The 6,269-nt window shown below is 31.3% G+C and carries 5 protein-coding genes and 1 rRNA gene; 3 read left to right on the forward strand and 3 right to left on the reverse strand.

The features are described 5' to 3' along the window. The first annotated feature begins 41 nt into the window (after window positions 1-41). From ACQYZ7_RS15780 to ACQYZ7_RS15790, 3 genes are all read left to right on the forward strand, one after another. Window positions 42-647 carry a hypothetical protein gene (locus ACQYZ7_RS15780; RefSeq protein WP_430730676.1) on the forward strand — a complete coding sequence of 202 codons (606 nt, stop codon included), beginning with the start codon at window positions 42-44 and terminating at the stop codon, window positions 645-647. Between the two features lie 143 nt (window positions 648-790). Then, window positions 791-1,786 (forward strand): pyruvate dehydrogenase (acetyl-transferring) E1 component subunit alpha, encoded by a 996-nt coding sequence (gene pdhA / locus ACQYZ7_RS15785; protein WP_430730677.1) that lies wholly within the window; start codon window positions 791-793, stop codon window positions 1,784-1,786. Window positions 1,787-1,789: 3 nt separating this feature from the next. Then, window positions 1,790-3,424, forward strand: coding sequence for a pyruvate dehydrogenase complex dihydrolipoamide acetyltransferase (locus ACQYZ7_RS15790; protein WP_430730678.1), 1,635 nt, complete (start codon window positions 1,790-1,792; stop codon window positions 3,422-3,424). A gap of 68 nt (window positions 3,425-3,492) precedes the next feature. On the opposite strand, the gene ACQYZ7_RS15795 is transcribed toward ACQYZ7_RS15790, so the two are convergent. From ACQYZ7_RS15795 to rrf, 3 genes are all read right to left on the reverse strand, one after another. Then, window positions 3,493-4,746, reverse strand: a complete 1,254-nt coding sequence (locus ACQYZ7_RS15795) for a nuclear transport factor 2 family protein (RefSeq protein ID WP_430730679.1) — start codon at window positions 4,744-4,746, stop codon at window positions 3,493-3,495. A gap of 101 nt (window positions 4,747-4,847) precedes the next feature. After that, window positions 4,848-5,897 carry a helix-turn-helix domain-containing protein gene (locus ACQYZ7_RS15800; RefSeq protein ID WP_430730680.1) on the reverse strand — a complete coding sequence of 350 codons (1,050 nt, stop codon included), beginning with the start codon at window positions 5,895-5,897 and terminating at the stop codon, window positions 4,848-4,850. A 299-nt stretch (window positions 5,898-6,196) separates the two neighbouring features. Next, window positions 6,197-6,269 (reverse strand): 5S ribosomal RNA (rrf, locus tag ACQYZ7_RS15805); the annotation flags it as partial.

Consider the following 6,269-nt stretch of genomic DNA (forward strand, 5'->3'; position numbering starts at 1 on the left):
TCTTTTTTTTATGTAGCATAACATCTAATCTTTTGGCACAGATGGATGGTACAATTGGTGGCAAAAAAAAAGGAAACTCTTCTTTCGGAGTAATTACAGCGCCAGCCAAAGAAGTTAAAAAACCTAAATCTTTAGATTTTGACAACAACAATGGGTTTAAGTCAGCTCATCAAAAACAACAAAAAGAGCTTCAAAAAAAACAAGCTCAAAGAGATTTAGAAAACAAAGGAATTTTAACTAAAGCCAAAATAGCAGAAGAACAATACTTAAAATCGTTCAAGCAGGTAAATGGAATGTATCAATATCCTGTTATTGATCAGGATTTAGGGAGCTTTAGTACTAAATCAAAAAGTGTTAACATCATTTGTAGAGACTATCAATATCCAGACGGAGATAAAGTCACCATCTATATAAATGATGTCCCTGTTGTTAGCAACCTTACACTAAAACAACGTTACCAGTCTTTTAACCTTCCTCTAGACGAAGGAATTAACACCATAAAAATTGTTGCATTAAATCAAGGAACCTCAGGTCCTAATACTGCTGCTTTTAAAATTTATAATGACGCCGGCATGTTAATTTCATCTAATGAATGGAATTTAGCCACGGGTGCTAAAGCCACAATTATTGTAGCTAAAGAACAGTAATTACCTCTCTTTTCCCCTTCTTAAAGCTTTCTTCAACTTTTAGTAATAACTTTTTTTAAATTACTAAAAACTACTTATTTTTGTAGCTACGTTTTGCTACAGGCAAAGTAAACAAACATTTAAATAAACAACTAAAGTATATAATGAAGAAAATCACCAAAGAAACCTATATCAACTGGTATAGAGATATGCTATTTTGGAGAAAGTTTGAAGACAAGCTAGCAGCAGTTTACATTCAACAAAAAGTTAGAGGTTTTTTACACTTATATAACGGTCAAGAGGCTGTTTTAGCAGGTTCATTACATGCAATGGATTTGACTAAAGATAAAATGATTACTGCTTACCGTAATCACGTTCAACCAATCGGTATGGGTGAAGACCCTAAACGCGTAATGGCAGAACTATATGGTAAAGCTACTGGTACTTCTCATGGTATGGGAGGTTCTATGCATATATTCTCTAAAGAATACCGTTTCTATGGTGGTCACGGAATTGTAGGAGGACAAATTCCTTTAGGAGCTGGTCTTGCTTTTGGTGATAAATATAAAGGTAGTGATGCAGTAACTTTATGTTATTTTGGTGATGGAGCTGCACGTCAAGGTTCTTTACATGAAACCTTTAACATGGCAATGAACTGGAAATTACCAGTAGTATTTATTGTTGAAAACAATGGATATGCCATGGGAACTTCAGTTGAAAGAACAGCAAATCACACAGATATTTGGAAACTAGGTTTAGGATATGAAATGCCTTGTGGACCAGTTGATGGAATGAATCCAATCAAAGTTGCTGAAGCTGTAGATGAAGCTATTCAAAGAGCTCGTCGCGGTGACGGACCTACTTTCTTAGAAATGAAAACGTATCGATATAGAGGTCACTCTATGTCAGACGCTCAACAGTATCGTACTAAAGACGAAGTTGAAGAGTATAAAAAAATAGATCCTATCACTCAAGTTTTAGAAGTCATCAAAGAAAAGGAGTATGCTTCAGAAGATGAAATCAAAACAATTGATAAAGAAGTAAAAGATTTAGTTAAAGAATGTGAGAAATTCGCAGAAGATTCTCCATATCCGGAGCTAAACCAATTATACGATATGGTATATGAACAAGAGGATTATCCATTTATAAAATCTAAGTAAACTATGGCTACAATTATAAATATGCCTCGCTTAAGCGATACGATGGAAGAAGGAGTGGTAGCTTCTTGGTTAAAAAAAGTAGGTGATAAAGTTGAAGAAGGCGATATTTTAGCTGAAATAGAAACTGATAAAGCTACAATGGAATTTGAATCTTTCCACGAAGGTACTTTATTACATATCGGTGTTCAAGAAGGTCAAACAGCTCCTGTGGATAGCCTATTAGCTATTATTGGTGAAGAGGGAGAAGATTTTTCTGCATTATTAAATGGAAATAGTACTCCTGAAGCGAAAGTTAAGGAAGAAGCTCCTAAAACTGAAGAAAAAAATATCGCTACAAACTCAACTATCCCTGACGGAGTAAAAGTAGTAACAATGCCTCGTTTAAGTGATACAATGACTGAAGGTACCGTTGCCTCTTGGTTAAAAAAAGTAGGAGACAATGTTGAGGAAGGTGATATTTTAGCTGAAATAGAAACTGATAAAGCCACAATGGAGTTCGAGTCATTTAACGAAGGAACTTTATTACATATCGGTGTTCAAGAAGGTGAAAGTGCTCCTGTAGATAGTTTATTAGCTATTATTGGTGAAGCTGGTACAGATGTATCTTCATTAGTTGAGGCACACAAAGCAGGTACTTTAGGAAATGACTCTTCAGAAAAACAAGAAGAAGCTCCTAAAGCAGTTGAAGAGAACAAAACAGAAACTGTAGCTGCTCCAGTAGAAACTGTATCAAATAATAAAGGTGGACGAATTTTTGCTTCTCCTTTAGCTAAGAAAATAGCGAAGGATAAAGGGATCAATTTAGCAGATGTTAAAGGTTCTGGTGAAAATGGTCGTATCATTAAAAAGGATGTTGAAAACTATACTCCAGCTACACAAGCAGCTGCTGTAACGCCTTCAACGAATGATAGTACTTCTACTCCATCAACAGTTACAAACTTTGCTATTGCAGGAGAAGAAGCCGTAGAGGAAGTAAAAAACTCTCAAATGCGTAAAGCTATTGCTAAGGCATTGAGCAATTCTAAATTCTCTGCTCCTCACTTCTACTTAAATATTGAAGTAGATATGGACAGTGCTATTGATTCTAGAAAAATTATTAATCAAATGCCTGATACTAAAGTTTCTTTCAATGATATGGTAGTTAAAGCTTGTGCTATGGCATTGAGGAGACATCCTCAGGTAAACACTACTTGGAATGATAATGTAACGTTGTATAATAAAAATATAAATATCGGTGTTGCTGTAGCAGTTCCTGATGGTTTAGTCGTTCCTGTTTTACCTTATGCTGATCACATGAATATTAATGAAATAGACATTAAAGTTCGTGACTTAGCATCAAAAGCTAGAAATAAAAAGTTAACTCCTGATGAAATGCAAGGAAGTACATTTACTGTTTCTAACTTAGGAATGTTTGGTATTGAAAGTTTTACTTCAATTATCAATCAACCTAATTCTGCTATTTTATCAGTAGGTACAATTGTTCAAAAGCCAGTAGTTAAAAACGGAGAAATTGTAATTGGAAATACTATGAAGTTAACCTTAGCATGTGATCACAGAACCGTTGATGGTGCTGTTGGTGCTCAGTTTTTACAAACCTTAAAGACTTATTTAGAAAACCCTGTTACCATGTTAGCATAGTTTTCAATAAAATCATACATAAAAAAGCTCGCAGTTTGCGAGCTTTTTTTATACCCCTATATAAATCATCAATTTGATTTTATAATTTTCACAATCTCTCTTACCAGTTTAGGAACTGATGCTGGATTTTGCCCTGTTACCAACCTTCCATCAACTTCAACATGTTCGTCTAGTGGGTTTATTGAATAAAAGAATTTTCCTCCATGATTTTCTACTGTCTTTCTAATTAAAAATGGAAAGCTTTTAAAATACTCTTTTTCTTTTTTCTCATGGTCTTCTGGAAAACCATTTACACGTTTATTTTTCACTACATACTCTCCATTACTTTTCTTTAAATAAACAATTCCTGCCGTACCATGACAAACAGCGCTTATAACACCTTTTTGCTTTTCATAAATATCTATTGCTATCTTTTGAATTTCTTTATTCTTAGGTACATTAAACATAGCACTTCCTCCTCCTACATAATAGATCGCTTTATAATCTGTCGAATGAACTTGTGTTGGCTTTTTTGTGTTTTTTAAAGCATACATAAAATCACTATCATATAAATATTTCTTCTTCTTTTTTTCTGACGTGTTCAAGTATTTTAAAGGGATGGCTCCTCCTTTAGGACTTATAATATCTATGTTAAAACCAGCATCTTTAAACATTTCATAAGCTAATATTATTTCATCAAAACTATTACCTGTAGGAATGTCTGTTCCTAAATAATAATCAGTATTAGAAACAACAAACAAAATTTTATTTCCAGATTCATTTGACGACTCTCTTGTGGCTGTTTTACTTATAATCTTCCAGTCATTAGCAAACTTCTTCAATAAAAAAAGGTCAATAAACCTCCATTTACGATTAGGTATTAAAATTTCAACTTTAGCTGTAGCAATATCATTAGTAATATCAACTGAAATTATTTCTCCTATTCTACCATTAAATTTTCCTTTTTTATCAGGTGAGAAAAAGTTTGCATACTCATCAGGACTGTATTGTTTAAAACCATTTTTCCCTGTTAAATAAAGAGTTGCATCTTTTGAAAAAGATTCTTTTAAAATATTAAGTTTATTATAAGAACTTCCTTCAATATAATTATTAAGTGTTTGCTCTATTAACTCTTTATCTGAAAGTGTTAAATTTACTTCTGGACGATATATACTTTCATAAAGCAACTTATCATCTGACACAAAACTCTTGTCATAATTAATTACTTTTTGTTGTTTACTTCCATAGATATTAACAAGAAGTTTTTCTTTAATATCTTCTTTATATTGTGAAAAACTAGAGATAAAAAAGAAAGCTGAAATTAACGTAGCTATAATTTTCATTTTTTAAAAGATTTAAATTTTACTTCAAACCTCTTAAAACAATATTCTATTTTGATGAAATGTTATAATTTAGGTGTACTAAATTATAATTCTGCACTAACTTAGTCTTCCAAAAACTGCTTTTGATACTGAGCAGGTGTTTGTCCAACTACTTTTTTAAAAGTGGCATAAAAGTTTGATTTTGAAGAAAAACCAGCTTCAAAACCTATACTCTCTAATGTTATTTTATGGTTTTTACTTATGATTTTCTTTGCTTCTTCAATTCTATATTCATTTAAAAACATAGCAAAGCTTTTTCCTAAATTATCATTTAAAAATTGAGATAATTTATGAGAAGATATGCCTATTTTAGCTGAAATATCAGATAACTTCACATCGGAATTTTTATACAACTCTTGCTCTCCCATTAAAGCATCTAATTGAAATTTCAATAAGGTGGCTTCATCACTTTCAATCTTTTTTGCTGAATATTTTTCAGGTAGATCTCTAAAAATTGACTCTCTGTTTTTCTTTGAAAGGAAAAGTAATACTAAACCATAAAAAACTATTGAGAAAGTAACAGTTCCAACAAAATAAAAATAGAAGTAACCAAAGATATAAGCTAAGTAAATTAATAGGCTACTCATATAAACAGCTAATAGCCATATCTCAGAAGTAGTACAACTTACATTATTGGAAAACAATTTTCTAAAAGTGTCTTTTAAAATGAAAGCTGATAATACTATATAAACACCCCAGACTAAATAAATAAACTTTACAAAATAAGTATTCCAAAAAAAAGCATCACTTGAATAAGGTTTTATAACACCAACTATAACTATTATAACAGATAATAAAAGAAAATGAAGTTTCCATTTTAATGGAATCTTTTTCGTTTTAGTAACAGAAGCTTTTAAATAAAAAAATAAAGAGACACCAATTAAAAAACAAGCTGATAAACCAATTTGTATAATCAGTAAATTTCTTTCTTCTCTAGGGGTAAATATTGTGTAAACTGATTTACCTATTCTAACAGTTAAAAAGAAAACTAACAACCCAAATATAAAATTAGGTACTCTTTTGGACTTATCAATCAGTAAAAAATAAATACTGACTAAAAACCCATTAAAAACACCTAACGAACAAATAAAAAATAAAACTGCGTTATCCAAACTCTTTTCGTATTTATAAAACGTAAATATTAAAAAACAAATTTCAATGTACAAATCTTATTTACTGTAAAAGTTTTATCTTCATTTAAATATTATAGGTAATCCTTTTTAAGGATCATAACAAGACTGATTATTATATATACTGAATTGTTGATGAATATATTATTATAATCTATTAAAAGAGATTATAATACTTCTATTCATTAACCCTATATAGTGTTGTATGTATAGTAAAGTATTCAACCTAAAATACGCGCATAAAAAAAACCTCAATCTACTAAAAGATTGAGGTTTGTAAAGAAAGGCAACGACCTACTCTCCCACCAGTGGCAGTACCATCGGCGCAAATGGGCTTAACTTCTCTGTTCGGGA

This window comes from Tenacibaculum sp. SDUM215027, assembly GCF_050566205.1.
GTDB lineage: Bacteria > Bacteroidota > Bacteroidia > Flavobacteriales > Flavobacteriaceae > Polaribacter.

Coding starts and splice junctions, on each gene's coding strand:
- ACQYZ7_RS15780 (WP_430730676.1), top strand. CDS start 42: ATGGATGGTACAATTGGTGGCAAAAAAAAAGGAAACTCTTCTTTCGGA.
- ACQYZ7_RS15790 (WP_430730678.1), top strand. CDS start 1,790: ATGGCTACAATTATAAATATGCCTCGCTTAAGCGATACGATGGAAGAA.
- ACQYZ7_RS15795 (WP_430730679.1), bottom strand. CDS start 4,746: ATGAAAATTATAGCTACGTTAATTTCAGCTTTCTTTTTTATCTCTAGT.
- pdhA (WP_430730677.1), top strand. CDS start 791: ATGAAGAAAATCACCAAAGAAACCTATATCAACTGGTATAGAGATATG.